This is a genomic window from Jatrophihabitans telluris (assembly GCF_023516435.1).
Classification (GTDB): domain Bacteria; phylum Actinomycetota; class Actinomycetes; order Mycobacteriales; family Jatrophihabitantaceae; genus Jatrophihabitans_A; species Jatrophihabitans_A telluris.
On record NZ_CP097332.1, the window covers coordinates 3,235,111 to 3,261,408 of the forward strand.

Sequence of the window (26,298 nt, forward strand, 5' to 3'; positions counted from 1 at the left end):
GTGGCAGGCGCTGCGCCCCAGCACGCCAGCCGGGGCTGCGCTGATGGCCCCGGGCTGACAAGATACCCAGCATGATCGCTCGCAAGCGCCTAAGCACACCGGCCGTGCTCGCCAGCGCCGCGACCGGCCTGCTGTTGCTGTCCGGCATCTCGCCGGCGGTCGCAGACTCGAGGTCGGCCTCGCGGGCCGGCTCGGCACCGGCGCTGTCCGCGGCCCGGGCGAGGGTCCAGCCCACCCCCGGATCGTCCTCGGGCGGCGACCCGTACTTCCCGCGGCAGGGCAACGGTGGCTACGACGCGCTGGGTTACCGCATCCACGTCGAATACACGCCCTCCAGCCATGCCCTGAAGGGGCATGCCATCGTCCGGGCCCGGGCGACGAAGGCGCTGTCGAAGTTCAACCTGGACCTGCGACGCACGATGAAGGTCACCAGCGTCACCGTCGACGGCAGAGCGGCCCGGTTCAGCCAACCCGCCAGGGCTGTACAGGAACTGGCCATCACCCCGGCGAAGGCGCTGCGCAAGGACCAGACGTTCACGGTCAGCGTGCGCTACGCCGGCACGACCACGCCGGTCACGGATCCCGACGGTTCGCCGGACGGGTGGATTCCGACCCCGGACGGCGCGTTCGTCGCCAGCGAGCCGCAGGGATCGCCGTCCTGGTTCCCGGTGAACGACAGCCCGAAGGACAAGGCGTTGTACGCGGTGTCGATCACCGTGCCGAAGGGGATCACCGCGGTCTCCAACGGCAACCTGCTCTCGGCCAGGACCGCGCACGGACGAACCACCTGGGCCTGGCAGCTGAATCAGCCCGTCTCCAGCTACCTGGTCACCGCCACGGTCGGAAAGTTCACGCTCACCAAGGGCCGTACGGGTAAGGGCGTGCCCTACCTGATCGCGGTCGATCCGACGCAGCGCAGCCAGTCGGCCAAGGTGCTGAAGAAGCTGCCGGCCATGGTCGACTACTTCAGCTCGGTGTACGGCCGCTACCCCTTCGGCAGCGCCGGCGCGATCGTCGACAACGCTCCGAACGTCGGCTACGCGCTGGAGACCGCGACCCGTCCCGTCTTCGACTCGGCCCCGGACGAGTTGACGCTGGCCCACGAGCTGGCGCACCAGTGGTACGGCGACGACGTGACCCTGGCGCGCTGGCGGGACATCTGGCTCAACGAAGGCTTCGCCGAGTTCTCCTCCTGGCTGTGGGACGAACACTCCGGTGGCACCAGCGCCGCCGCGCACTTGAGCACCCTGATGGCCGTGCCCGCCGACGACCCGGTGTGGAGCCCGCCGCCAGGCAACCCCGGTTCGGCCGCCGCGATCTTCTCCGACTCGGTCTACGAACGCGGCGCGGCCACCCTGCAGGCGCTGCGGGAGAAGCTGGGTGACCCGGTGTTCTTCGCCGTCATGCGCGGCTGGGCGGGTGCTCATCGCTACGGCAACGCCACCGTGCCCGAGTTCGTCCACTTCGCCGGCAGCGTCAGCGGACAGGACCTAACCGCGTTCTTCCAGAACTGGCTCTACGCCAGCGGCAAGCCCACCCGCTGAACCGCTCCGCTGGCTGCGCAGGAACACCGCCGCGAGACCCGCCGCGACCAGGCAGGCGACCGCGCCCAGAGCCAGACCGGCCCGGCCGCCGTACTGCTCGGACACCGCCCCGGCTATCGGTCCGCCGATCGGGGTGGAGCCCAGAAAGGCCACTGCCCACAAGGCCATCACCCGACCACGCATGGTGGGCGCCGCCTCCAGTTGCAAGGTGCTGTTCCCCTTCGCCATCACCCCGACGCTGGCCGCGCCGACCAGTGTGAGCGCGACCAGTTCCCAGTACAGCGACGGGGCCACGGCGGCCCCGCCGATGACGAGCCCGAACAGGGCCGCCGACTTGACCAGTGCCCGGACCCCGGTCCGGCCGCGCGCGGCGACCCACAAACCGCCGACCACCGCACCCGTACCCATCGCCGCCGTCATGAAGCCGTAGGCCTGCGCTCCACCGCCGAAGGTCTGCTTCGCCACGACCGGCAGCACGACCTGGAACTCGTAGGCCAGGCAGCCGATCAGAGCCATCATCAACAGCGGTACCGCGATCGTGGGGGTGCGCCGGACGTAGCGCAGCCCTTCACGAAGCTGGCCGCGGGCGCGGACGGCCGGCGTCGAGGGCTGCAGGGCCGAGGTGTCCAGTCTGAGCAGCGAGACCACGACCGCGACGAAGCTGAGCGCGTTGAGCAGGAAACAGATCCCGATACCGCCCAGGGCGATGATCACCCCGGCCACGGCGGGCCCCACGGCGCGCGCGGCATTGACCAGCACGGAGTTGAGGCTCACCGCGTTACGCAGCTCCGCCGGGCCGACCATCTCCAGCACGAACGCCTGCCGCGCCGGGTTCTCGAAACAGTTGTTGAGGCCGAGTAGGAAGGCGAGCAGGTACACCTCCCACAACCGAACCGCGTGGGTCACCGTGAGCAGGCCGAGCACGAGCGCCAAAAGACCCATCAGAGACTGCAGCACGACCATCAGGCGGCGCTTGTCGACGCGGTCGGCCACGACGCCCCCGTACGGTCCGAGGACCAGCACCGGCAGCGTCTGCAACGCGACGGACACCCCGAGGGCCGTTCCGGAACCGGTCAGCTGTAGTACCAGCCAGCTCTGGGCGACGGTCTGCATCCAGGTGCCGATGAGCGAGACCGCCTGGCCGGAGTAGTAGCGGCGGTAGTTGCGGTTGGACAGCGAGGAGAAGGTCTGACGTCCGAGACCGTTGACGCGACGAGCGAGCACGGCACCGGTCATCGGGACGGGCTCGGTGTCGGTGTCGGTGTCGATGTCGGTGTCGGTGCCGGTGTCGGTGTCGGTGTCGGTGCCGAGTCGTCCATGACGATCGCCAGTGATTCCAACGCCGGCAGCGCGTCGAGCAACAGCGCGGAATGCTCGGGGGCCATCAGCTGCACCCGTTCGGTGAACAGTTGACCGCGTTGGCGGCGGAGCCGGTGCTGCAGTCGTTGGCCGGCCGCGGTGGCCTGTATCTGCAATGCGCGGCGATCGTCCGGGTCCGGCGTCCGGGTCAGCAGGCCGGCTTGTTCGAGCTTGCCGATGACGCGGGACAACATGGTCGGATTGATCCCTTCGAGCTCGGCCAGTTCGCTGGCGCTCAGCGGACCCCGCCGCACCACGGTGCCCAGGACCGACAGCTGGGTGTGGGTCATCCCGTCGACGGAGACGTGCCGGTCGACCAGTTTCACGATGCGGCGCAGGGCTATGCGCAATCGAGTGATCTCGTCGTCGGAGAACTGCGACATGTCCGCCCCTTCTCGTCCCCATCCGAATTTACTTGCCTATCGGCAAGCATACATTGTCCCGAGCGGTCCGTCAGCGCATCCTTGCGGCACGGTCCCTTCAGACCGCGTGGTCAAACACCACCACGAGGAGCAGGCCATGACCAGCAACTCCACCGTCCCCCGCCGCATCGGCGCCGGCAGCGCCGCCCTCATCGCCCTGGCAGCCGCGATCTGGGTGGCGGTCCTACCCCAGCCGGCCGCCGCCCTTCCCGCCTACGTGTGCGGAACGGTGTCGGGCGGATCGAGCAGCGTCTCCGCCCACGTCGTCGACGTCCGGGTCGGCCAGCACGTCGGCTTCGACCGCTTCGTCGTTCAGTTCGCGGGCTCGAAGATCCCGAGCTTCACGCTGACCCCGAAGTCCAGCGCGGTGTTCTACCTCGACGGCAGCGGCAAGCCCGTCACCCTGCGGGGCACGGCCGGGTTGAAGGTGGTCATGCGTTCGACCACCGGGATCGGCACCTTCTCCGGGCCGACCGACATCAGACCCGCCTTCGTTCAGCTGCGCGAGGCTCGCCAGATCGGTGATTTCGAAGGAGTGACGAGTTGGGGACTCGGGCTGGCCCACCAGTCCTGCAAGCGGGTCTTCACGCTGACCGGGCCGACCCGGCTGGTCATTGACCTGCCCCACTGAGCGCCAGGCCCAATGGGGCGGACACGGCGCCGAACCACTGCACGTGCTCTCGCACCATCTGCCAGCAAAAGCCGGCCTGTTCCTCGCTCAGGGGATCGGGAACAGTCGCGTCGAAGCTGAAGGTGTACTGCTCACCGGGATCGACCGAACGGTCGAGTTCGACGCGCTGGAGGCCCCATGCGCGGTTGTCCCGCGGTCCCGCGCTGCCCAGCCGGTAGCCCTCAGCGGCCGACCAGGTCGTGGATCCGGTGTTGGTGACCGAGACTTCGGCTCGCAGCGTCAGGCCGGGGATGTAGCTTTCGGCCGCGGCGGGAACCGTGACCTGCACCCGCGCATCGTCGAGATAGAGCGGGGCGGGATCGGCCCACCGGTAGCTGCCCAATGCGAGTAGACCGCGAACCCCGAGCGTGCCCGAGGTGCCGTTCGTGTCGATCGTGCCGGGGGAATCGGGCCCGGTGTCCAGGGAGATCTCGATCGAGTCGTCGCCGGGATGGTTCGAGTCATAGACCTGAAGGCGGAGCAGCGAGCCCGACCGCTGGTAGCCGTAGACCAGCTCGACATGGTTGTCGAACACCGCCCAGGGAGCCGGTGAGCGGGTGAGCACCAGGCCGATCGGACACAGCTTACCGGCGTCGATCATGCTGGTGATCACGGCACATTCGGCCACGGTGTCGGCGAACAAGCCGGCCCCGAAACCAGACTGCCCGTCCGGTTCCGCGGTCGCCCGCAGCCAGCGGGCCACCGTGGCCGGACCGCCGAAACTGTCCCGAAGCCGGCGCTGGATGACATCGACGACCGGACCGGGAACAGCGGTGGAATCCGTGCCTCGAAGCTGCGGCCGGCCGGCCTCGAAGATGTCGCGCGCGATGAAGGACATGCCGCCACAGAAGCCCATCCGGGAGGTGTCGATGCCGATGTCCGGCAAGCCGGGAATCGGAATGCGCAGTCGGGTTGACGCCGCCCACGGCCCGTTGCTGAACAACGCCGCACTGGTGCTGGGCAGGAACCCACTGACCTCGGCCATCGCCACTCCCCCACGCTGCGTCCGGAGCTCTCCCGACATCGTCCTCCGACGGGACCGCGATGGGGCAGAGCGACCGGGCAATCCCCGTGATACGTCCCTGACGTTGAGGTTGCCCTTGTTGCGCGCCGTCCGAGGTTGAGGTTGCCCTTGTTGCGCGCCGTCCGACGTTGAGGTTGCCCTTGTTGCGCGCCGTCCGACGTTGAGGTTGCCCTCGTTGCGCGCCGTCCGGCCGAGGTCAGTCGAGCAGGCCGTGCCGGCGAGCGACCACGACCGCGTCATTGCTGCTCCGGACGCCGAGCTTGCGGCGAGCCGAGGCCAGGTGCTGGGCGACGGTGTTGACGGCCAGTCCGAGCTCTTCAGCGATCGAGCTACCCGAGTGCCCCACGCCGATCATCGCCAGGACGGACTTCTCCCGCGCGCTCAGATGCGGCGTGCGGACGTCGAGCGACTCGCGCCGGTCCTCGGTGAGCCGGCGGTACTCCTCGCCTGCGAGCAGGACCACGTCGCGTCCCGACGGAACCCGCAAGGTCGCCGTCATCGTCCCGTCGGCGATGAGCTCGACGATGTTCGCCCAGTCCCCGCCGATCCAATCCCGGCCCATCGAGGCGTCCGGACCGGTCGACATGAGATCGGCGCGCTTCTGCCTGGGCAAACGGGCTCCTTGGTCGAAGGGCAGGCGGGTTGCGCCCTTCGTCAGTCTGACCTATGACGTTGCGTAATCGACCATGGCCTGAACTGGAGTCAATTGGCTCAGTAACGGCTCTCGAAGGCAGCCGCCATACCCGCCTGAACCTGGAGAATGTCCATCATTTGCACCTGGACGCTGTCCAGCCGACCGACGATCTCGCTGGTCGCTTCGATCCCCCGCGAGACGGATTCGCTGCTGAGCTGGATGCCCGCGACCTGCTCGGCGACGTTGGTGGTCGCAGCCGCTGTGGCGCGCGCCAGGTCCTTGACCTCACTGGCGACGACGGCAAAACCCTTCCCCGCCTCACCGGCTCGCGCGGCCTCGATGGTGGCGTTGAGGGCAAGCAGGTTGGTCTGGTCGGCGATGTTGGAGATTATCCGGATGACCTCGTTGATCGAGGCCGACGCCTGCCGCAGTCCGTCGACCTCGCCGATCATCTGACGAGCGCGGTCGTTGGCGTCGGCTGCCACGCGCTGGGCACTGTCCGCGGCCTGGCGCAAATCGTTGATGGTCTGCAACAGGTCCTGGGCACTGCGGCTGTCGACGTCGGCCCGGTCCAGGATCGCCAACCGCTGGGACACGAGCTGCTGGACGTTGCGCAGGGCCGACATCCGCGAGTCGGACAACTCGACGGTCTCGGTCGTGAAGAAGTCCATCGTGCCGACGATGTGTCCGCCGATCGAGATCGGGAAGCACACCCCGGACCGCACTCCGGCCCGCTGAGCCGCCGGGGCCCGAACACAGTCGGTCATCTCGGCCAGGTCGGCGACGAAGACCAGGTCGTTGCGGTCCCAGGCCCGGCCCGAAAGACCGACGCCGCGGGCGAAGGAGGCCTTGAGCGTGATCTCTCGAAACTCCTGGCCGGCCGAGCCCGACTCCTGGTCGAAGCGCAGCAGCTTGCCGGACTCATCCAGCTTCCAGTAGGAACCGTAGGCCCAGCCGAAGGAACTGCGAACCGCCTCCAGGGCCGCCCGCAGCGCAGTGGGCACGTCGGTCGCTGCGCCGATCCGCTCGACGACATCGGTCACCGCCCTGCGATCGTCGATGGCCTGCTTGAGCTCGGCCAGCGACACCGCCCGGCTGCGAGCCATGCTCGCGATCCGCCCGATCGTCTTCCACTTCTCTCCGCGGGCACCGAAGAACGGAAGCGGGCCCGTTCCGTAGTACTCCATGACCGCCGTGAGTCGGCCGTCCTCGAAGACCGGCAGGGCGCATCCGCTGCGCATCCCGGCCCGTGCGGCCGCACTCCAGCGCAGGCAGGTCGCGGTGTCGTCGATGTCGTCGATCAGCACCGGCTCGCGAGTCGTTATCGCGCGGCCGAGCAGGCCGTCGCGCTGGGACACCGTGGTCTCGCCGTGGATCGCGTCGGCCAGCGCTTTCGACAGTGCGCCGGTCTCGGCGTTGCGGCGCAGACGGCCGTCAGTTGTGACGCACCAGACCGCGCCGTAGGCCAGACCGAGCGACTTCACCAAGGACTCGACGGTCACCCGGTCGGCATCGGCGAGGCTGGGGACTCCCTCACCGAGTTCGCTGAGCAGGACCTCCAGAGCCTCGACGTCTTGCGGCAGGCCGGACGCCGCCGGGTCGACCGTGCGCGGGTGCTGGCGGTTGGTCAGTCGCATATGGTTCATTCCCCCGGGGACGTGGGCTGCCGATTTCTAGAACATGGATCGACGCCATCTAGACAATGCTGAGGATCTGTCCCACAACGGCACGGATTGACCGGCTCAACGGGCGGACGCGCGCAACTCGTCCAGCCATGGTGTCCAGGCCTCGGCCGGCTCGGGCCTTCCGTGCAGGTAGCCCTGGATCACCTCGCACTCCAGCTCCTGGACCGCGGCCTGTTGCCTCGCCGTCTCCACTCCCTCGGCAACCGTGATGAGCCGGAGCGACTTCGCCAGTTGCACGATGGCGGCGACCAACGCCCTCGCCTGCTCCTCGCCGGTGTCCAACGCGGTGATGAAGCTGCGATCGATCTTGAGGCGACTCACCGGCAGCCGGCTGAGACTGGCCAGCGACGAGTAGCCGGTGCCGAAGTCGTCCAGCGACAGCTCGGCTCCGAGCGCCTTGAGCTGCAGCAGCACCTCCACCGACCGTTCGTCCACCACGACCGATTCGGTGACTTCCAGTTCCAGACGGTGCGGCGGCAGGCCCGACCGGACGAGGGCGTCCGCCACGGCCTCCACGATGCGCCCGGACCTCAGTTGCGCGGCGGAGAGGTTCACGGCGATGCGCAGGTCTCCGGGCCACTGCGCGGCCTGTTCGCAGGCCGCGCGCAATACCCACTCACCGATCGGGACGATGAGTCCGGTCTCCTCGGCGACGGTGATGAAGGTGGCGGGCGCGATGATGCCCTGGTCCGGGTGGCGCCAGCGGAGCAAGGCCTCGAAACCCAGCAGCTGCGTGTCGGTGGCCCGGACCTGTGGCTGGTAGTACAGCTCCAGTTCGCCACGCCGCAGGGCCAGACCCAGCTGCTGTACGGCCATCGAGCGTTGCTGCGCGGCGGCGCTCAACGGTGGCGCGTACAGCTGCAGCTGGCCACGACCGGACGCCTTGGCCGCGAAGAGGGCGAGATCCGCGGCGCGCATCAGGTCAGCGGCCGATCCCCCGGCATCCGGGTGGTGAGCGGCCCCCACGCTTCCGTTGATCTCCAGCCGAGCACCGGCGACCAGGAACGGTGCCTGCAGGTCGGCGAGCAGGTCTTCGCACTGAGCGGCCACGAGGGCGTCGCCGCGTTCGGACAGGATCAGGCCGAACTCGTCGCCACCCAGCCGGCCGCAGAAGATCTGACCGTCAGCCGTCTGGTCCGCCGCCCAGGCCCGGATTCGCCGGCCGACCGCAGCCAGCAGCGCGTCGCCGGTGGGATGTCCCAGGGTGTCGTTGACGGTCTTGAAGTCGTCCAGGTCGAGGATGGCCAGCCAGAACCGCTCCCGGGCGCGGACGGCATCGGCGACTCGTTCGGTCAGCGCGTACCGATTGGGCAGGCCGGTGAGCTGATCGACCGTCGCCAGGGACCGGATGCGATCGAGCTGGCGGGTGGATTCGGTGACGTCCGATCCGACTCCGCGCCAGCCTTCGGAATCGGCTCGCGGTTTACCGGACAGGTTCCACCAGCGTTGTTCCCCGCCGACCCAGACCGGTTGGACCACATCGCGAAACGCCTCACCCCGATCCAGGTGGGCCGCGACGACGTTGCCGCCCTGGATCGCGCACGGGACGGTCAGGTCGTCGAGCAGTTGGACCAGGGTCAGCGCGCCCAACTCGTTCTTGGACCGCCCGGTCACCTCGGCCATCCGCGAGGACACGTGGGTGAGCCGACCGTCCGGTCCGGTCTCCCAGAGCCAATCGGGGCTGCCGTTCTCGAAGTCGTCCAGCAGCAGGGCCACCTTCTCCCGCTCGGAGGCCGCACGCAGTTCGGCGACGTAGCGGGCATCGAACGTGGCCGACACATGATGGGAGGCCATCAGCATGGCAGCGAGCCAGATCCCGATCATCACGATCTGACCGGTCGCGAGGAACGGATCCCGCACATCGACGGTCGAGGACAGTCCGACCCCGCTGGTCAGGATGAAGGCCAGCGCCGCCGGGAAGTAGACGGCCACCAGATGCGCACCCGCGGCGGTGAAGGCCATCATCGCGAACGGCATCGCAATTTTTCCGGTCGGCGTGAGATAGCCCTTGAGACCCGTGTAAAAACCCCAGTAGAGGCTCGCCGTGCTGACCATCGTCACGATCGCCTGCCACTGGTCGAAACTATGGACCGGACCGAAGCGGGCACGCAGCAGCCAGAACGCACTGGAGGTCAGGACGACGGCGCTGACCGACAACAGCCACGCCCAGCGGGCGAAGCCGGCCTCGGGACTGAGATAGGCGTGGACGAGAACGGTCGTTCCCGCGACCAGCATCAGCGCTCCGCGCGGGAACAGGTACGCGACCGTATCCATCTGCCGCTGCCGCACGAGCCGTTCTCGCTCCGGCGAAAGTCGCTGGTCCACGACCACTAGACGCGGCCGCCCGGCGGTCATGGCGCATTCCACGCCGCACAATTTCGAACACTCGAATTAGTCCGCAGTCAACGAATTGTATTTCCGCCCGGCCCGCCACGAGCGCATATCGTCGTCCGCCCTCGTACCGGGTGGTTCCGGCCGGCGTCCCGGGTCGGCATATGTCGGCGTTGTGCGGTCGGTCCATGACCCTGCGTAGCGGTCGAGGCCAATTTTCGATCAGACAGTACGAGGACCGTCGGACGCCGTCATGAGGAGGCACCTGTCGGCGTCTAGAACCCGTAAAGGCCTTAGGTGCCAAAGATGATCAGTCTGGGGAAATTCATGAAGGAACGTGGCATGGACATTCGTCGTCCGATGTCCGTAATCGTATCGGCCGTCATCGTGTTGCTGGCATTCGTGGCCGGGCACACGCAGCGCGCCGAGGCCGCCTCGATCGCCGGGGCGATCACCAAGGTGACGACGTCGCCGCAGTCCGTCCCGGTAGGCGGCCAGGTGACCTCGAACATCGACTGGCGCGTGCCCGACGGCGCGCACGCCGGCGACACATTCACCCTCACCCTCGACCGGCGGTTGACCAGCCTGCCCCCGTCGTTCGACATCAAGGACCCGGCGGGCAACGTGATCGCGAAGGCCACGATCACCGATACCGTTCCCGCGGTCATCACCTTCACCCTGACCGACTACGCGGCGCGCCACACGAACACCTCCGGCACCGCCTTCGTGATGTCGACCTTGAGCGCCGCTCCGGGTGACCAGACCCTCGTCAACACGGGGGGCGACGGCAACACCTGGAAGTCCCAGGTCACCGTCACGAGCACGTCGGCCCCCCGCACCCACGCCCAGAAGTACGGCGTCTGGACGGGCCGCGACCAAGGCCGTACCAACAACAACGGGTTTCTGAAGTGGACCCTCGAGACACGGACGGGGCCGTTCGACTCGGCCGTCCTCGCCGACACCGCCCAGAGCCCGCAGACCATCGACTGCGGTTCGGTCCTGGTGCAGAAGGGTGACACCACCGGCGCCAACGGCGGCTTCAATCACGCCGTGGCGTTCAACGGTGCCGTCACCTGCTCCAAGGGCGCGATTTCGGTGGCACTCGGCGCCGCTGCCGCGGGCGAGCTCTACCGCGTCACGTTCTCGGTGTCGCTGCCCGCCCCGACCGGGGTCGGGACGCCGCCGAGGACCTTCAGCAACACCGCTGCCGAGACGGTCAAGACGGTCAACGGCACGAAGTCCTACCAGCCCAGCGCGAGCGTGACCCAGTCCTCGGCCGGCGGCCAGGGCGGCGGCACCACTCCCACCCCGGGCATCTCGATCACCAAGGACGACAGTGCCGGCCACGCCGCCGACACCGAGGCCGACGCGACCTCGCTCCCCTCCGGAACCACCGGGCTCGTCTACACGATTACCAACAAGGGGGCCGAGGCGTTGAAGTCGGTGGTCGTGGGTGACACCGTCGTCTCGAACGGCACCGTGACCAGTCTGATCTGCTCCTTCCCCGACGGCTCCAAGGGAATCCGCTGGGCTGGTCCGTTCGAGGTGGGGGCCCACTTCACGTGTACCGCCACCCTGTCCGGCGTGCAGTCGGGCACGGTGCATCAGGACGTTGCCACCGTCGAGGGCCAGGGGTCGGTTTCCGGCACGAAGGTGACCGACAAGAACCCGTACTTCGCGCACCGATCCCCGTCCGTGCGGGTCGGCGACTACGTCTGGATCGACAACAACCACAACGGAATCCAGGAGCCGGGCGAACCCGGCATCCCCGGGGTGAGCCTGACGGTCGCGACGCCCGACGGCCAGCCTGTCACCGACGTGACCGGTAAGCCGGTCGGCCCCACGAAGACCGATGGGTCGGGCAAGTACCTGTTCGAGGAACTGCCGCCGGGCCAGTACGTGGTGCACCTGGACGGAACGACCGTCCCCGCCGCTCTCGTCTCGACCCTCAGCGGTCAAGGCGCCCGGGAGCTCGATTCGTCCACCGGCAGCGCCACCAGCACCGTGCTGGCGGGCGGTGAGCAGGATCTGACGCTCGATTTCGGGTTCTACTACGAACAGGTCAACAACCCGCCCGCCCCGCCGAGCACTCCGAGCACACCCAGCACGCCGCAACCGCGTACTCCGGTGACGAGCACGCCGCCGTCGAGCACCCCGGTACCGAGCACACCGGTCACGGCCCACAACACCGTGACCAGGAGCTTGCCCAACACCGGCACGGCCACCGAGCTGACGCTTGCCTTCGGCCTGCTCCTGCTCGGCCTGGGAACGATGCTGCTGGTCGGCGTCCAGCGACCCCGTCGGCAGCGGCACTAACCGCCGGCTGACCGAATACACCGGCAGCCAACCGGTGGGCCGATGGTCCCTATCGCGTACAGCGAAGCCATCGGCCCACCGTCAGGCCGCCCAAGAACGGCACCCGTACCGCCCGCCGCCCACGGCCGCAGGCGCAGAGACATCCGAACTCGATCCAGAAAGAATGCGAACACCGTGACCTCCGCGCGACTGTCGTTGATTCCCGCGCCACTCACCCGTGCGGCGCGGCGTCGTCGACGACCACACCGCACGTCCCCTGAAGCTCTTGCGGCCCGGGCCGCCTTCGAGGCTGCGGCCTCGACCGGCTGGGCGATCGGCAACGGCGGACGCGCCGAACCGGACCCCGGCGCGGCCCATCGCGACGGCTCGATGAGCGCCGAGGCCGACGGCCCGCGCACGAGCCTGCGCACGTCCGTTGAGCACTGAGGCCGACCCAGGCAGACCCACGCCGACCCAGACCGACCGCAGCGCACCCGACCGACCGGCGACATCACCGCCGGATTGCCCCGTCTCGACAGTGATTCCCATCGCCCTTCGGAGGTCTCACTGTGTTAGCCAATCGGCTCGATCAGGACCGGCGCGGCCGCCCTGCGAGATCTGCAACCTCTCCCTACATCGACGCCAGCTTTCTGTCCGGCGGCGCGTTCGAGGCCGCGGTCCATCCCGCCGATGCCATCCGCCGGCACGGCATCCGCGAAGACACCAGCTGGTGCGGAATCGCGATCGAGGACCTGCGGCCCCTCATCGTCGACTGGGACCCGACGCGTCCCGACGCCTGCCCGGACTGCCGAGCCTGGATCAGCCGGCTCGGCCTGCCGATTCTCGAACCTTCAGTGGCCCGGTCCCGGCGCGCGGAACTGCTGGCCCGGTGGGCACGCCACGACGGTCCCGACGATGTCTGGTGACACCGGGGCGGATCTTGTGACCGAGGCTCAGGCAACTCCACCCGGGTCGAGGACCACGGGAATCGACGAGCAGGAGCGGATCACCGCCGCCGAGGCATCCCGGTTGACCGGCTTCACCCCGCGCCAGATCCGAATCTGGGCCTCGCTGGGGCTATTGCGTTCAGAGCTGGACACGACCGGGCGGAAGACCTTCCGCAAGGACGAGATCCTGGCCTTCCGCCCGCCTCCGGCCCTGTGGGGACCGTCCGAGGCGGCCTTCCGGTTGGGAATCTCGCTGTCCGAGCTGTACCGCCACGTCCGGCTGGGCAACCTGCCGGTCCGGCGCACGACCGGGAACCGGCTCGCCTTCCATCCCGACGATCTGGCGCCGATGCGGGTCCGGCCGTCGCCGCCGCCGTGAGCGGTGCGCGTTCAGACTCCGGCGGCGGTGATGATCGCGTCGGTGGCGAAGCCGGCGACCAGCCCGATGAGCAGACCGTAGGCCAGCAGATCCGATCGCCGTGCCTTCGCCGCAACACCGAATAGCTGGGCGACGACGTAGATGATCGATCCGGCGGCCAGAGTGAGGAAGACCACGGACACCGCCTCACTGGTGAACCCGTGTCCGACCCAGGTTCCGATGAACGTGGGGCCGCCGCCGATCGCCGCCAGCCCGAGCAGGAAACGCCAGGACGGGCGATCGGCCGTCTCACCGGCGAGCGGGGCCACGATGCCGAAACCCTCGGTGGCGTTGTGGAGCGCGAATCCGATGACGAGCATCGTCGCGAGCCCGATCTCCCCGGAGGCCGCGGACTGCCCGATGGCCAGGCCTTCGGCGAAGTTGTGCAACCCGATGCCGACCGCGATCAGCAGCGCGAGGCGGCGAGCCGGTGACCACGCTGCCACTCCTCGCAGCGGAAGGCTGTCGCTGGCCTGTTCGTGCACAGCCATCGCGCCCGGACCGATGTGTCCCCGCGAGGCCGAGGCTCGAGAGCGGGCGGCCATCCACCGGTCGTAGGCGACCAGCGACAGAAGACCGACCGCGAGACCGCCGCCGAACAGGCTGCCGTAGCCGAAGACCGGTCCGAGACCGCCCGTCCCGTCGTGGGTCGCGACCAGGGCCGCGTCGACCGGCGACCACGCGGCGGAGAACACGTCCCAGACGAGGAACAGCAGCACCCCGATCGCAGTCGCGTTGAGCAGCAGGCGCAAGGATGGCATCGGCCGCCGGATTCGACCGACGGGCAGGCCGAGGAGAATGGTCCCACCGGCCAGCAGGCCGAGGAGCAGCGTCTTGGTCAGGCTCACCGGAGTCCCCGATCGAATAGCGGTTTGAACGACATAGGCAAGGCTGCCCTAAGTTGGTCCGTCTTGCAAACGGGGGTGAGCAACGAGTCGGTCACACCGTGATCTCATCGGTGAGTCGGAACCGTCGACTGAAAGAGAAATGGGGGCTACCCGGTGTCACCGTACGTCCGGCTCGGCATCGGTCTTCTGGTCCTCGCGGGCATCACGGTGGGTGTGCTGGGCTACGCCGGCATTCCCCAACGGCGAGCGGTGCTGCTGGCCTCCGCCCGCGCGATCGTCCAACTCGCCTTCGTCGCGGCGGTCCTACGCGGGGTCTTCGCCGCACCGGTTGCCGTCGTCGCCGTGATCACGGTGATGTTCTCGGTGGCCACCTGGACTGCCGGCCGCCGTCTGCGCTCGCACGAGAGGGCCTACCGCGCGGTTGTGCTCGCCTGCTTCGCGGGAGCCGGGGTGAGCATCGCCATCATCGTCGGCGCCCCGGTCCTCAGCCGCGACGTCCGCACGCTGGTCGCTGTTTCCGGGATCGTCTTCGGCGGCACGATGACCGCGGCCACCCTGACCGGACGCCGGCTCTCCGACGGGTTACGCCTGCGGCGGGACGAGATCGAGGGCTGGCTGAGTCTCGGTGCCACCAGCCGCCAGGCCGTGCGTCCGATTGCCCGGCTGGCCGTCTCGGAAGCTCTCGTACCCGCGCTGGACCAGACCCGCACGGTTGGCCTGGTCACCCTTCCGGGCGCGTTCGTGGGCGCCTTGCTCGGTGGCGCCAGCGCGGTGGACGCCGCTCGCTTCCAGATTGTCGTGCTAGTCGGCCTGCTGTGCGCGGAGTCCATCACGGCGTGCCTGCTGGCCTACCTGCTCGGGGCGCCTGCCGTGCTGCCAAGCGACGAACGATGAGGTGCCCAGCGCCAGCGCCAGCAGCAGGAACCCTGTCCGGGGTCAGTGCAGGATGATCAGCGACCCGGCGCCGAAGAGCAGGCAGTACCAGGCGAACGGACGCAGCGAGCGCTTCTCGAAGTACCGGCTGAGGAAGCGGACCGACAGGTAGGCGCCGACCCCGGACAGCACGCTGCCGAACAGGACCTGCGGACGGATGCCGTCGCCGAGCGGACCGAACAGATCCGGGACCTTGAGCACCCCGGCGGCGAGGATGACGGGCGTGGCGAGCAGGAAGGAGAAGCGGGCCGCGGCCTCGTGCGAGAGCCCGCGGGCCAGACCGGTGGCCATTGCCGCCCCGGAGCGGCTGATGCCCGGCGCCAGGGCGAGAATCTGGGCCGCGCCGATCAGCAGTGCGCGCGGCCACGGCAGCTGGGCCAGCGTGTGATCCAGGTCGGTGTCGCTGGGTTCTTCGCTCTGGTGGGAGACCGCCATCGGGCTGGTCGACACGGTCTCGCCCGCCCGGTGCCGCGAGGCGGGAACGGTCTCGACGAGATCTTCCTGCTGGACGGCTCGCCGCTTCCAGCGCTCGGAGGCGAACAGGATGAGGCCGTTGACCATGAGGAAGATCGCGGCGGGCGTGGGTTTGCCGAGAGTGGTGCGAAGCGCGTGTTCGAGCGCCAGGCCGGCGATACCCACCGGAATCGTGGCCAGGATCAACAGCCAGCCCAGGCGTTCGTAGTCGTTGGAGATGCGGCGGTAGCGCAGCGAGGTGAACAGGCCGGCGATGATGCGGACCCAGTCCCGCCAGAAGTAGATGATGAGCGCCAGCGCCGTGGCCACATGCAGGCCGACGATGAAGGCCAGATACGGAGACTCAGGCGCGTTGACGTTGAGGTGCTTGGCCCAGCTGCCGCCGATCAGGGCCGGGATCAGCACGCTGTGGCCGAGGCTGCTGACCGGGAAGAGCTCGGTCACCCCCTGGATCGCCCCGATGGTTCCGGCTTCCAGCCAGCTCAAGTGTGCGTGCACGATTCTCCCGCCAAATATTGCCGAACCGGGCTCTGATCCCGGCACTCCAGAAGATACTGTGAGACGCTGACGATGTGAGAACGATGTACGTCCGGAGTCGGGCAGGTCAAATGTTGTTCACATCGAGCTCTGCCTAGAGTCCGCCGGTATGCGAATCCTGGTGGCCGAGGACGATGTCCGGATGGCGAGTATGTTGCGACGCGGCCTGAGTGAGGACGGCTACACCGTTGACGTCGTCCGCGATGGCACCGACGCGATCTGGCAGGCCACCGAACACAGTTACGACGCAATCGTGCTCGACCTCATGTTGCCCGGCGCCGATGGGTTCGAGGTCTGCCGGCGCCTGCGGGAGGCCGACCGCTGGGCGCCCGTGCTGATGCTGACCGCTCGCACCGACGTCGCCGACCGGGTGCGCGGACTCGACGCCGGAGCCGACGACTACCTGGCCAAGCCGTTCAGCTTCAGCGAACTCACGGCGCGGCTGCGGGCACTGATGCGCCGCGGCGCCAGGCCGCGGCCGACCACCCTGGAGGTGGACACCCTGCGGTTGGACCCGGCGCTGCACCAGGCCTGGCGCAACGAGGAGCTGCTCGACCTCTCCCCCAAGGAGTTCGCGCTGCTCGAACTGTTCCTCCGCCATCCGGGCGAGCTGCTGAGCCGGACGAGAATCCTCGAACACGTCTGGGATTTCGCCTATGACGGCGCCAGCAACGTGGTCGATCAGTACGTGGCCTACCTACGCCGCAAGATCGATCGTCCCTTCGGTCTGGAGCAGCTGGAGACGGTCCGCGGGGCCGGCTACCGCCTGCTCGAACAGGCTCGCCCGGCCGCGGGAAGCTGATCCGTGCCGATCCGCCTCAAGATCGCGGTGGCCTCGACGTTGGCCACGATCCTGCTGCTGGGCGGAGCCGGCCTGATCTTCCTGACCACATTGCGCTCGGGTCTGCAGAACAGCCTGGACAGCACGCTGCGTTCTCGCGCCGACGAGTTGGTGGCACAGGTCGACGACTCCGGCAAGCTCCGGAGCGGTACCGCGGCCCTGCACCTGCCGGCCAGCGGCTACGGCCAGATCCTGGGCCCGAACGGCCAGGTTGGCCTGACCACCACCGAGCAGCTGCGCATACCCCTGGTTGATGCGAGCCGGATGGTCTCGGTCAAGGGCGGCGGCACGATCTATGACGAGTCGGTGCAGGAGTCGGATCCGGCCAGCCATCGCATGGACGTTCGCGTTCTGGCCGTGCCGATCGGCAAGTCGGGCTACGTCGCCGCGGTGGCGATCAGTCGGGATGTGGTGGACGAAGCGGTTGAGCGGGCCGGCAAACAACTGTTGATCACCGGGGCCGTCGTGCTCCTGCTGGCCGCTCCCGGATCGTGGCTGCTGGCTCGGCAGGCACTGGAACCGGTGGAGCGAATGCGCGCGCAGGCGGCGGCCCTGGAGGCGCAGGACGCCGAGGAGGGCCTGAGCGTTCCGCGCAGCCGGGACGAGATCAAGCGGCTGGCGTTGACGTTCAACGACCTGCTGTCCCGATTGCACCAGGCGCTGGAGCGCGAACGCGCCTTCGTCGCCGACGCCGGGCATGAACTGCGTACGCCTCTGACCGTCCTTCGTGGTGAGCTCGAGCTGGCCCGCCGTCCCGGCCGGAGTCGGGAGGATCTCGAGGAAACCCTGACCGTCGTAGCGGCCGAAACCGAGCGGCTGATCCGGCTGGCCGAGGACCTGCTCGTCCTGGCCCGCGACGACAGTTCGGTCCCGCTGCGCTGGCATTCCTTCGACGTCGTCGCCGTGCTGGCCGGCTCGATCCGTTCGCTGGAGTCGCTGGCCGACCAGCACGCGGTGCGGATTCGCCTGGTGGCGCCGGACTCTTTGATGGCCGACGGCGACCCGGAGCGACTTCGTCAGGCGGTGGACAACGTGCTGAACAACGCGCTGCGGTTCGCCCCGATGGGCTCGGAGGTCACGGTCACCGCTGGGGTAGCCGGACCCCTGGTCGACGTGGGGGTCGCCGACCAGGGGCCGGGTTTCGCGGCCGAGTTGCTTCCGGTCGTCTTCGAACGGTTCCGCCGGGGCGACACTGCCCGGACCCGTTCGGAGGACGGCTGGAGTTCCGGACTCGGCCTAGCCATCGTCCGCAGCGTGCTGCGGGCTCATCGAGGTACCGCCGTGGCCAGTAATCGCACCGACTCCTCGGGGGCGCTGGTGCGCTTGCAATGGCCACGGCGGCGCGAGGAGTAGCTCACCCACTCGCCTCGCCACGAACCTCGGCACGTTCCGTGCGGTCGAGCCGGGTCACGGTCAGGTACACGACAGCGGCCACGATCGCGACCAGGAACAACACGGTCGTTCCGGGCGTCCCCAGGCCGATCCCGCCGTCGGCGCGGGCGGATCCGAGGTAGTCGCCGAGGTTGGCGCCCAGCGGCCGGGTGAGGATGTAGGCGAGCCAGAAGGCGAGCACCGCGCCCAGGCCCATCCGCCAGGCAGCCGCGACAACGGCGATCAGCCCCAGCGGCAGCAGAACCGCCGGCCCCGGCGTCCATCCGGTGAGTTCCAGCGTCCAGTCACCGGCGGCGGTGCCCAGCGCGAACGTGGTGAGAACGGTCAGCCAGTAGAAGGCTTCCCGCGGGGCGGTGGTGATGGAGTGGATCGACAGGGTGCCCTCGCGGGCGTACCAGACGCCGAACACGACGAGCAGCAGGACGGTGAACAAGGTGGTGCTCATCCAGAGCGGGACGTTGTGGCCATCGGTGAGGTTGTCGGTCAACAGGGTGCCTACGACGCTGATCAGCACGACCGCGAGCCAATAGACGGCCGGCACGTAACGCCGGAGCCGGAACTGCACGGCCATGACCACAACGAGTGCGGCGGTGAAGACCCAGGTCGTCTTGGTCAGGCCGAAACCGAGGGTGCTGTTGATGTAGTCGGCGCAACTCTCCCCAACGGTCGTGCACAGGATCTTGATGATCCAGAAGAAGACCGTGACCTCGGGGACCTTGTTGAGCATCGTGGTCCCGGGACGTTGTCCTACCGGGACGGCGGTGTCAGAAATCATGATCACCATGGTGTTGACGCGACCGTGTGAAGAGGATGTAAGCGAAAAAAATGTGCCGCCGCTCACCGGTCAGTCCCAGTCGGGCTTTCCAGCTCGGGGATGCAGAGGACGTGCGGTAGCGGCTACGGCACGGCTCGACGGGCGGCTCAGGCTACGGACTCGTCGCCCATCGTCGCGCGGGACAGGCCACGCCGGGCGTCGAGTGAGGTGACGCGACGCTGCAGGATCCAGTCGGTGATCTGCTCGGCCGGCATCGGTCGCGCCACCAGCCATCCCTGCACGCCATCGCAGCCGAGCGAGCGCAGAACCTCCTGCTGCTGAACGGTTTCCACGCCCTCGGCGATCGCCGGCAGGTCCAGCGCGTGCGCGAGATCGATGATGGCGCGCACGATCCCGACGTCGACCCGGCTCTCGCACACCTTGGACACAAACGTCCGGTCGATCTTGAGCTCGCCGACGGGCAGCGTCTTGAGCCGCAGCAGCGAGGAGTAGCCGGTGCCGAAATCATCGATGCTGAGCGGGATACCCATCCGGTTCAGCTCGGCCAGCACCTCCTGCAGCTCAGCGGTTTCCTCGGCCACGACCCGTTCGGTGATCTCGAGCTGGAGCAGGCCGGCAGCGATCCCGTAGTCCTCCAAGCCGCGGGCCAGCAGGTCGGTGAGACGGTGACCGGTGAGGTCGATCGGCGAGACGTTCACCGCGATCGGCACCTGCAGGCCGCGTTCGTTCCACGCCGCCAACTGGGCCAGCGCGACGGACACGACCCGCTGGGTGAGCAGCGGCATGACATCGCTCTGCTCGGCCAGCGGGATGAACATGTCCGGCGGGACGAAGCCGCGGGAAGGGTGGCGCCAGCGAACCAGCCCCTCGACACCGAGCAGGGATCCGTCGGCGAGGCTGATCTTGGGCTGATAGTGCAGTTCGAGGACGTCATCGGCGATGGCCTGGCGCAGGTCGCTCAGCAGGCCGAGCCGATCAGTCCGGTGCGGGTCACGCTCAGCGGCGTAAAGGGCTATTCCCTGTCGCGATTGCTTGGCGGTGTACATCGCCACGTCCGCGTGCCGGAGCAGTTCCTCCTCCCCCGAGCCGTGTTCGGGGAACATCGCCAGTCCGATCGAGGCCTCGGCGCGCAACGACAGCGACTGGATGTAGATCGGTTCGGACAGGGCCACCCGAATGCGCTCGGCGATGGCCCGTGAGCGCCGTTCGTCCGCGTCGGGAATGATCACCGCGAACTCGTCGCCGCCGAGCCGGGCGACCAGATCCTCGGTGCGCACAGCCGTGGACAGTCGCTGGGCAACGTGTACGAGCAGGTCGTCGCCCACATGATGGCCCAGGGTGTCGTTGACCTCCTTGAAGTGATCGAGGTCGATGAGCAGGAAGCCGAAGGTGCGCTTCTCCCGGAAGGACAGTTCGCGATTGAGGGCGAAGCGCATGCTGGCGCGGTTGGGCAGCCCGGTGAGCGGGTCGTGGCTGGCGTCATGCTCGTGTTCCAGCGACATCTGCGCCATGCGGTAGAGCAGGAGCAGCGGGATGAGCAGGGACGGCAACAGCTGCCACAAGTTCTGGGCGAGGATGACGATGGCGGGCGAGATTCCCAATACCGCAAAGGTCATCGTCGTGTAGTGGGAGAAGTCCTCGAGGAAGACCTCCTTGAACGAGCGGTCGAAGGAGATGATGCCGGCGACGAGGAACAGGTTGACCAGGAAGTACACGGCCCAGACGCCGAGAACCCAGGCCAGATCGAGCACGTGGAAGCGCGGCAGCGGGTGGTCGATGCTCGGACGGCTTCCGGCCACGTACATGACCAGGTAGGCGGCGAACACCGACGTGGCGTACTGGCCGACGTTGAACGCGACCTTCCACCACGGCTTCTCAGCGCGCAGGTCGGAGGCACAGGCCGCGACGCTGACCATCACGATGGCCGGCCACGGACCCCACAGGAACAGCATCGCGCACACGAACGCGGTCGACATGACCACGCCCTGGGGGTCGTGTCCGCGTCCCTGGACCAGGGGCAACAACTCCAGCGCGACGAGCAGAGCGGCGCACATCAGCAGCGCCGGACCGCCGCGGGAGAAGGTCGAGGTCGCCACCTCGTAGCCGGCGATGGCAAGCAGGGGCAGCCCGCTCAGCACGGCCAGATGCCAGAATGCTGAGAACTGCGAGAACCTCACCAGCGAGCGCGGTGGCGGGACACTCATCAGACCCCCCGATCTTGTCGGGAGTCCCATCGGGCGGTGAAGGCCGGATATGAGGGTTGTCCGGAAATGAGGGCCGGTCAGCGCGGGGTCGGTGAGGTCGAGCCGTCCTCGTTTCCGCCCCGCCGACGCGGTTGCACAGGTACCGACCCGGCGGATCAGCGGGCGGGCGGGTAGGTTGGAGCCAGAGCGCCGCGAGCAACCGTCGGCGCCACGCGCCGGACGTCCGTGATCCAGTAGCCCTGTGATCCACGGCCTGGCCTTCCGAGACAGTTCCTCTGCTTCGGGCCCCATAATCCTTCGGGGCATTCAAGGGACCACACGATGGGATCTGCACATGCCTAGCGTTACCAAGTCAATCGATGTCGATGTACCCGTGACCACTGCGTACAACCAGTGGACCCAGTTCGAGACGTTCCCCCACTTCATGGGCGGCGTCGAGACGATCACGCAGACCGACCCGACCCACTCGCACTGGGTCACCAAGATCGGCGGGGTCACCCGCGAGTTCGATACCGAAATCACCGAGCAGCACCCCGACGAGCGCGTGGCGTGGAAGAGCACCGACGGCACCAAGCACGCCGGCGTCGTGACGTTCCACCGCCTCGCCGACACCAAGACCAAGGTCACGGTTCAGTTGGACTGGGAAGCCGAGGGCCTGGTCGAGAAGGCCGGCGCCCTGGTCGGCGTCGACGACCACCAGGTGCACGCCGACCTGGAGCGCTTCAAGACCTACATCGAGAAGAACGGTGGCGCCGACGGTGCCTGGCGCGGAGACGTCTCCAACCAGTCCTGACCCGTTGAGGTTGCCCTTCTTGCGGGCCGCCCACCGTTGAGGTTGCCCTTCTTGCGGGCCACCCCACGTTGAGGTTGCCCTTCTTGCGGGCCGCCGACCGTTGACGTTGCCCTTCCTGCGGGCCGCCGACCGTTGAGGTTGCCCTTCTTGCGGGCCGCCCACCGTTGACGTTGCCCTTCTTGCGGGCCGCCCACCGTTGAGGTTGCCCTTCTTGCGGGCCGCCGACCGTTGAGGTTGCCCTTCTTGCGGGCCGCCCACCGTTGACGTTGCCCTTCTTGCGGGCCGCCGACCGTTGAGGTTGCCCTTCTTGCGACCGACCGACCAGACCATCGGCCGGGGCTCCGGATCACGTGATCCTGGGCCCCGGCCGTTGTCTATCTGCTCGCGCACGCTGTAAGCAATCTGCGGCGCGCTGATGCACCTGTACGCGGCTTATCGCGGTGCGATGAGGACGCTATGGGCCTGGCGGATCTCGATCGTGCGTGAGACAGCCGCCCGGTAAATGTCGCCAGGGATCAACACCGGGACCACGACACCGTCAACCGTGAACGAGCCCTGCCAATGCGCCACAACACTCACCGTATGAAAACCCGGGCGATACCAGGCGTGCGCGATATACCGACGACACACCGAAATCGACTCACACGGCACGCGATCCGAATACGGCCTCCCCACCGGATCACCACCAGGCACCGAATACGTGTCACTGGACCCATCACCCCAAGACCACGTCGACCTCGTCAACCGCAGCGTCACCCGGAAACGATGCCCACCCAAAACGAACGACTCAACCATCGGCCGAGCAAGATCACCAGACTCCGCCGGCGCCCGCAGAAAGAACACCACCCCAGCACGAAAGAGATACCGCCGCCCACCCGACATCACCACCGGACTCGGCGCCCGCTTCATCACCTCCTCCCGCACCGCAGCCGTCGACGGCATCGCCGACCCCAGGGCAGCGAAGCACTTTATGTCGGTCCTCACCAGATTGTTCGACCCGGACTCATAAGTCTTGCTGACAGTAACCTCGTGCGTCGGATCCACCGGCTCGATTGGGCTGCGGGCGCAGAGTTGGATGTAATCCCCACACTCCGGTGGAGTCCCGACCGCCAGATTTGCACTAATCTCGGGCCGCGGACCGCAGCGAACGAAGGTCACGTACGTCGTAACTAGGCCCGTGCCGGCAGGTCCCTGACCGGTGGGCGCCGTCGCAGTGGCGCAGACGTAACGTCCATGCGGGTCGGTGCTGCAGAATCGCTCAGCTCGCGCGATCGCGGGCTCGGAAAGGCTGGCCACCACTAACGCCAGGACAATCAAGGTGGAGAATCGTAAGAGCCGAAGTCTCATGGTTGGCCGGCAAGGTAGGTATCGGAGATGATCCAGCGCGTTCCGGTCCACTTCGCGTATAGATCCAGAGGCAGCCGACGTGCGGGCTCGGTCTTTACAACATGCCCACCTCGTCCAACCAGGTGGGACGCCGAGTAGGACAAGACCACCCGGACCACAACATCGGCTCGACTTCCGCCCTCATACGCAAACACCCTCATGCCGGTCAAGGCCTCTCGGCCGCCAACAACGTGTTGTCCCTCGCTGTCCATCCGGCTCAGGAATGAGTCGTTGTTCGTACACGTGGCGCTTTTGCAGACCAGACGGAGGAAGGCGTTTGAATTTGAAGCCAAAGCCCAATTGTCAGCGTCTATGTAATACTTCGCGGCGGCCACGGCGCCGGCTTGATCGTTGGTGAACATGGCCAGGTTGAATCTGGGTAGGACATCCCCGGTCTCCCTGAACGGCGCCGTCGTCGACACGCCGGCCGGCACCCACTCGGCGGGGCGCCCGGGCGGAATCTGATCCACCGGCACCGCCGTAGCGGATGCACTCGGCCCAGACACCCCGCCGCCGGAGGACGTCGAGGCCGACGTCGAACCTTGGGTCGCCCCGACCGAGCTGACCGCCGCGGATGTGCTCGATGCAGCCACGGTATTCGCTGTTGACCCGGTCACCGATCGAGGCGAATGCTGACACCCCGTCGAGGCCCCAAGGCCACCGACGAGAACAAGAATCATGGCCGTCTGTCTGAGCATGAGCGGACTATGCCAGCCGGAACACCCTCACGTCTCAGCAATCACACTTGTTGTGGAAAACTTCGACGTGGCGTCTCACGGGAGCGCCTACAAAGGCTGGTGGTCCGTTGGCTAGGCAGCCCATTCAAATTCTTGTTCTTCACAGAACTCGACATATCCGTTGCGCCAGGGTCCGCCGGGCGTGATGAGGCTCAGTCTGACGCCTTCGCCGCTCGAGTCGGCCACCGCGTCGCGGGCGAGTTCGGGCGGATTGCGATCCAGATTCGTAGACGTCCAAATTCTCACTCGACCTGGATCAACCTGATCCGGTCTTGCCACTATCGCGGTGCGATGAGGACGCTGTGGGCCTGGCGGATCTCGATCGCGCGTGAGACAGCCGCCCGGTAAATGTCGCCAGGGATCAACACCGGGACCACGACGTCGTCAACCGCGAACGAGCCCTGCCAATGCGCCACAACACTCACCGTATGAAAACCCGGGCGATACCAGGCGTGCGCGATATACCGACGACACACCGAAATCGACTCACACGGCACGCGATCCGAATACGGCTTCCCCACCGGATCACCACCAGGCACCGAATACGTGTCACTGGACCCATCACCCCAAGACCACGTCGACCTCGTCAACCGCAGCGTCACCCGGAAACGATGCCCACCCAAAACGAACGACTCAACCATCGGCCGAGCAAGATCACCAGACTCCGCCGGCGCCCGCAGAAAGAACACCACCCCAGCACGAAAGAGATACCGCCGCCCACCGGACATCACCACCGGACTCGGCGCCCGCTTCGTTACCTCCTCCCGCACCGCAGCCATCGATGGCATCGCCGACCCCAGAGCAGCCTTACAGTCGATCTCAGTTCTCAAAAGGCGGTTCGACCCAGACTCGTAGACATTGTTCGCAATCACCTCACGCGTCGGATCCACCGGCTCGCCAGGCCTCAGAAGACAAAGCAAGAGTGGACCGCTGCATACAGATCCCATAGCGCGCAACGCGTCGGCGAACCCGGACCTGCGGGGACCACACCGAACTGTCTTCACGTAGGAGGCGGCCGCCGCCGAGGCCGCATGTGGGGTTCGGGATGCGGGCGGCCGCAAGGTGACCGCACAGTGGTAGCCGCCGAGAAGGTTGACGTCACAATCTCGCCCCTTCCCAACGCTAGGCGCGGCGCCCAAGCTTCCCGAAATTACGAACCACAGGATGACGAGGCAAAGTCCCAGCACGGCTCGCCTAGCTCGCCAGATAAACACCGTTAACCCGCCACATCGACCCGCTCCACTTGGCCCACACCTCGTATGTCACGTTCGCTGCCGCCTGTTTCGCGAACGTCTTTCCGTTCGCGTCGATCACACGCCCCGCGGCCGTCGCCACGTCCATGCGGATTACGGAATCTGCATTCGCCGACGGGTTGGGCGCCATCACTTCGACGCCCCCCACGCGCAGCCGACCGCCTTCTACGTGTCGATCGCCCTTAGTGCGCTTGGCAAACGCCGCAGCATCAGCCCGGCAACTGTCAGCGTCGCAAATCGCAAGATAGGCACTCGCAGTGTTCGACGCGCCGGCCCAGTTTCGCGCGTCTATGTAATACCTCGCGGCGGCCACGGCGCCGGCTTGGTCGTTGGTGAACATGGCCAGGTTGAATCTGGGTAGGACATCCCCGGTCTCCCTGAACGGCGCTGTGGTGGGCACGCCGGCCGGCACCCACTCGGCGGGGCGTCCGGGCGGAATCTGATCCACCGGCACCGCCGTAGCGGATGCACTCGGCCCAGACACTCCGCCGGCGGAGGACGCCGACGCCGAACCGCGAGGCGCTTCGACCGAGCTGACCGCCGCGGATGTGCTCGACGCAGCCGCGGTGTTCGCTGTTGACCCGGTCACCGATCGAGGCGAATGCTGACACCCCGTCAAGGCCTCAAGGCCAACGACGAGAACAAGAATCATGGCCGTCCGTCTGAGCATGAGCGGACTATGCCAGCCTGAACACCCTCACGTCTCAGCAATCACACTTGTTGTGGAAAACTTCAACGTGGCGTCTCACAGGAGCGCCTAGAAGGGGTTGGTGGTCCGTTGGCTAGGCAGCCCATT

General features: G+C 67.5%; 21 protein-coding genes. 10 read left to right on the forward strand and 11 right to left on the reverse strand.

The window, feature by feature from the left end; genetic code table 11:
- The first annotated feature begins 71 nt into the window (after nucleotides 1-71).
- A complete protein-coding gene (locus M6D93_RS14945) occupies nucleotides 72-1,544 on the forward strand; it encodes a M1 family metallopeptidase (RefSeq protein WP_249770259.1) in 1,473 nt (490 codons plus the stop codon).
- On the opposite strand, the gene M6D93_RS14950 is transcribed toward M6D93_RS14945, so the two are convergent.
- Both M6D93_RS14950 and M6D93_RS14955 read right to left on the reverse strand, forming a co-directional pair.
- Nucleotides 1,491-2,780: an MFS transporter gene (locus tag M6D93_RS14950; RefSeq protein ID WP_249770261.1), complete on the reverse strand. Its 1,290-nt coding sequence runs from the start codon at nucleotides 2,778-2,780 to the stop codon at nucleotides 1,491-1,493. The two genes, M6D93_RS14945 and M6D93_RS14950, sit on opposite strands and share 54 nt — an antisense overlap.
- A complete protein-coding gene (locus M6D93_RS14955; RefSeq protein WP_249770263.1) occupies nucleotides 2,777-3,286 on the reverse strand; it encodes a MarR family winged helix-turn-helix transcriptional regulator in 510 nt (169 codons plus the stop codon). Before M6D93_RS14955 ends, M6D93_RS14950 begins: the two co-directional genes overlap by 4 nt.
- A gap of 136 nt (nucleotides 3,287-3,422) precedes the next feature.
- Between M6D93_RS14955 and M6D93_RS14960 the strand changes: the two genes are divergently transcribed.
- On the forward strand, nucleotides 3,423-3,956 hold the full coding sequence (locus M6D93_RS14960; RefSeq protein ID WP_249770265.1) for an AMIN-like domain-containing (lipo)protein: 534 nt from the start codon (nucleotides 3,423-3,425) through the stop codon (nucleotides 3,954-3,956).
- Here M6D93_RS14960 and M6D93_RS14965 read toward each other — a convergent pair.
- The 4 genes from M6D93_RS14965 to M6D93_RS14985 all read right to left on the reverse strand — a co-directional run bounded on the left by M6D93_RS14965 (nucleotide 3,937) and on the right by M6D93_RS14985 (nucleotide 9,612).
- Nucleotides 3,937-4,980: a hypothetical protein gene (locus M6D93_RS14965; protein ID WP_249770267.1), complete on the reverse strand. Its 1,044-nt coding sequence runs from the start codon at nucleotides 4,978-4,980 to the stop codon at nucleotides 3,937-3,939. The genes M6D93_RS14960 and M6D93_RS14965 overlap by 20 nt on opposite strands.
- Nucleotides 4,981-5,215: 235 nt before the next feature.
- Nucleotides 5,216-5,632, reverse strand: a complete 417-nt coding sequence (locus M6D93_RS14970) for a helix-turn-helix transcriptional regulator (RefSeq protein ID WP_249770269.1) — start codon at nucleotides 5,630-5,632, stop codon at nucleotides 5,216-5,218.
- Nucleotides 5,633-5,730: 98 nt separating this feature from the next.
- Nucleotides 5,731-7,290 (reverse strand): GAF domain-containing protein, encoded by a 1,560-nt coding sequence (locus tag M6D93_RS19415; RefSeq protein WP_283818588.1) that lies wholly within the window; start codon nucleotides 7,288-7,290, stop codon nucleotides 5,731-5,733.
- Between the two features lie 105 nt (nucleotides 7,291-7,395).
- Nucleotides 7,396-9,612: a putative bifunctional diguanylate cyclase/phosphodiesterase gene (locus tag M6D93_RS14985; protein WP_249770271.1), complete on the reverse strand. Its 2,217-nt coding sequence runs from the start codon at nucleotides 9,610-9,612 to the stop codon at nucleotides 7,396-7,398.
- A 399-nt stretch (nucleotides 9,613-10,011) separates the two neighbouring features.
- On the opposite strand from M6D93_RS14985, the gene M6D93_RS14990 reads away from it, so the two are divergent.
- The 4 genes from M6D93_RS14990 (at nucleotide 10,012) to M6D93_RS15005 (ending at nucleotide 13,290) form a co-directional block, all read left to right on the forward strand.
- A complete protein-coding gene (locus tag M6D93_RS14990; RefSeq protein WP_249770273.1) occupies nucleotides 10,012-11,985 on the forward strand; it encodes an SdrD B-like domain-containing protein in 1,974 nt (657 codons plus the stop codon).
- A gap of 174 nt (nucleotides 11,986-12,159) precedes the next feature.
- Complete coding sequence (locus tag M6D93_RS14995) at nucleotides 12,160-12,411, forward strand: hypothetical protein (RefSeq protein WP_249770275.1); 252 nt, start codon at nucleotides 12,160-12,162, stop codon at nucleotides 12,409-12,411.
- A 122-nt stretch (nucleotides 12,412-12,533) separates the two neighbouring features.
- The gene (locus tag M6D93_RS15000) at nucleotides 12,534-12,890 is read left to right on the forward strand and encodes a hypothetical protein (RefSeq protein WP_249770277.1); all 357 of its coding nucleotides are present in this window, start codon (nucleotides 12,534-12,536) and stop codon (nucleotides 12,888-12,890) included.
- Nucleotides 12,880-13,290, forward strand: coding sequence for a MerR family transcriptional regulator (locus M6D93_RS15005; RefSeq protein WP_249770279.1), 411 nt, complete (start codon nucleotides 12,880-12,882; stop codon nucleotides 13,288-13,290). Before M6D93_RS15000 ends, M6D93_RS15005 begins: the two co-directional genes overlap by 11 nt.
- 11 nt (nucleotides 13,291-13,301) lie before the next feature.
- Here the strand turns inward: M6D93_RS15005 and M6D93_RS15010 are convergent, their stop codons facing one another.
- Complete coding sequence (locus tag M6D93_RS15010) at nucleotides 13,302-14,177, reverse strand: ZIP family metal transporter (protein ID WP_249770281.1); 876 nt, start codon at nucleotides 14,175-14,177, stop codon at nucleotides 13,302-13,304.
- A 153-nt stretch (nucleotides 14,178-14,330) separates the two neighbouring features.
- Between M6D93_RS15010 and M6D93_RS15015 the strand changes: the two genes are divergently transcribed.
- Nucleotides 14,331-15,071, forward strand: a complete 741-nt coding sequence (locus M6D93_RS15015) for an ABC transporter permease (RefSeq protein WP_249770283.1) — start codon at nucleotides 14,331-14,333, stop codon at nucleotides 15,069-15,071.
- A gap of 42 nt (nucleotides 15,072-15,113) precedes the next feature.
- Here M6D93_RS15015 and M6D93_RS15020 read toward each other — a convergent pair whose 3' ends face one another.
- The gene (locus M6D93_RS15020) at nucleotides 15,114-16,082 is read right to left on the reverse strand and encodes an undecaprenyl-diphosphate phosphatase (RefSeq protein WP_249770285.1); all 969 of its coding nucleotides are present in this window, start codon (nucleotides 16,080-16,082) and stop codon (nucleotides 15,114-15,116) included.
- A 148-nt stretch (nucleotides 16,083-16,230) separates the two neighbouring features.
- Between M6D93_RS15020 and M6D93_RS15025 the strand changes: the two genes are divergently transcribed.
- Together M6D93_RS15025 and M6D93_RS15030 are read left to right on the forward strand one after the other, a co-directional pair.
- Entirely contained in the window at nucleotides 16,231-16,923 is a 693-nt protein-coding gene (locus M6D93_RS15025; RefSeq protein ID WP_249770287.1) for a response regulator transcription factor, read from the forward strand.
- 3 nt (nucleotides 16,924-16,926) lie between these two features.
- On the forward strand, nucleotides 16,927-18,315 hold the full coding sequence (locus M6D93_RS15030; RefSeq protein ID WP_249770289.1) for a sensor histidine kinase: 1,389 nt from the start codon (nucleotides 16,927-16,929) through the stop codon (nucleotides 18,313-18,315).
- Between the two features lies 1 nt (nucleotide 18,316).
- Here the strand turns inward: M6D93_RS15030 and M6D93_RS15035 are convergent, their stop codons facing one another.
- On the reverse strand, nucleotides 18,317-19,129 hold the full coding sequence (locus M6D93_RS15035) for a COG4705 family protein (protein ID WP_249770291.1): 813 nt from the start codon (nucleotides 19,127-19,129) through the stop codon (nucleotides 18,317-18,319).
- Between the two features lie 146 nt (nucleotides 19,130-19,275).
- Complete coding sequence (locus M6D93_RS15040) at nucleotides 19,276-21,333, reverse strand: putative bifunctional diguanylate cyclase/phosphodiesterase (protein WP_249770293.1); 2,058 nt, start codon at nucleotides 21,331-21,333, stop codon at nucleotides 19,276-19,278.
- 373 nt (nucleotides 21,334-21,706) lie between these two features.
- Between M6D93_RS15040 and M6D93_RS15045 the strand changes: the two genes are divergently transcribed.
- Nucleotides 21,707-22,126, forward strand: a complete 420-nt coding sequence (locus M6D93_RS15045) for an SRPBCC family protein (protein WP_249770295.1) — start codon at nucleotides 21,707-21,709, stop codon at nucleotides 22,124-22,126.
- Nucleotides 22,127-25,443: 3,317 nt separating this feature from the next.
- Here the strand turns inward: M6D93_RS15045 and M6D93_RS15050 are convergent.
- Nucleotides 25,444-25,950, reverse strand: a complete 507-nt coding sequence (locus tag M6D93_RS15050; protein ID WP_249770297.1) for a hypothetical protein — start codon at nucleotides 25,948-25,950, stop codon at nucleotides 25,444-25,446.
- Between the last annotated feature and the right edge of the window lie 348 nt (nucleotides 25,951-26,298).